This is a genomic window from Pedobacter sp. KBW06, assembly GCF_003852525.1.
Classification (GTDB): Bacteria; Bacteroidota; Bacteroidia; order Sphingobacteriales; family Sphingobacteriaceae; genus Pedobacter.
The window spans coordinates 1-1374 of the sequence record NZ_QAJL01000006.1; the positions used below are offsets into that span (position 1 = coordinate 1).

Annotated in this window: 1 protein-coding gene; it reads left to right on the forward strand. The window is 50.3% G+C overall.

The features are described from left to right. The coding region (locus DBR43_RS30005; protein WP_158622633.1) for a condensation domain-containing protein at positions 1–1374 on the forward strand (1374 nt) is incomplete at both ends.

The following is a 1374-nucleotide window of genomic DNA, read 5'->3' on the forward strand; positions in this document are numbered from 1 at the left end:
AAGTGACGGCTGGTCTTCCGAAATATTTCAGCAGGAACTGCTGCAATATTATGAAGCATTTGCCAGTGGCAACCTGGATTTTGAACTTCCCCAACTGGAAATCCAGTACCGGGATTTTGCCATATGGCAAAGAACCCACCTCACTGAAGAACTCCTCAACGAACAGATCCGCTACTGGAAAGATCAATTGTCAGGATTTCAGACCCTGGCCATCCCAACCGATTTCCCAAGACCCAATGCGGTGAGTTATGCAGGTGCAGACAAAGGGTTTTCTTTCAGCCCGGAGACCAGCAACAGGCTTCGGGCACTGGTAAAAGAACAGGGCACTACCCTGCACACCGTTTTACTGAGTGCCTTCTATATCCTGCTCAGCAAATATTCCGGACAGGACGACATCACCGTAGGAAGTCCCATCGCAAACAGACACCATCCACATACACAGGGCCTGATCGGCTTCTTTGTCAATATGCTCGTCAACAGGGCAGTACTGGATCAAACCGCAACTTTTACCGATCTTGTACAACAGGTGCATGAAACACAGGTGGCCGCACAGTCCAACCAGGACCTGCCCTTTGAAAGACTGGTAGATGAAATGAACATCACCAGGGACATCTCCCGCCACCCCATTTTCCAGACCATGTTCGTCGTACAGAGCTTCGGTAATGAACAGCAGGCAAAAAAAGAACGGGAACGCTACCTGAAACCTTTCCAGGGAGCGGTTTCCTTCCAGGTGGAAAAATTTGACCTCTCTTTTTTCATTGACGACAGCGATCAAATGATCTCAGGGGTCATCACTTATGCCGCCAGCCTGTTCAAAGGACAAACGATTGAGCGGATGGCCAGACATTTCGTACACCTGACAGACCGCCTTACCAGCGAGGCCCATAAGCCCTACAGCCAGATCTCCCTCTCAGGACCCGAAGAATTCGAACTTACGGTAAACCAATGGGCAGGAACAATCCAGACCGGGACAGTCAACCAGACCCTGCATGCACTCTTTTCCAGCCAGGCTGCTAAGACACCGGAAGCCCTGGCCATCAGTTCCGCAGAAAGCCAATATACCTACCGGCAGCTGGACCTGCAGAGCGATGTTATGGCCCGCGCAATCAGAGCAAAGTATCATCAATTGACAGCAAAAGAGCTGAGTCCCGATACACTCATTCCCATCTGCATGGACAGGGGAACAGAAATGATCGTTGCCATCCTTGCCATCCTCAAAGCTGGCGGGGCATATGTACCCATAGACCCGGCCTATCCACAGCATAGAATTGATTACATCCTCGCTGATACAAAGGCTGGCATCATCATCTCACAGCAACACATACCTGAGGCCTACAACATTAACCTTCCGACAGAAAAATTACTGCTGGCAGA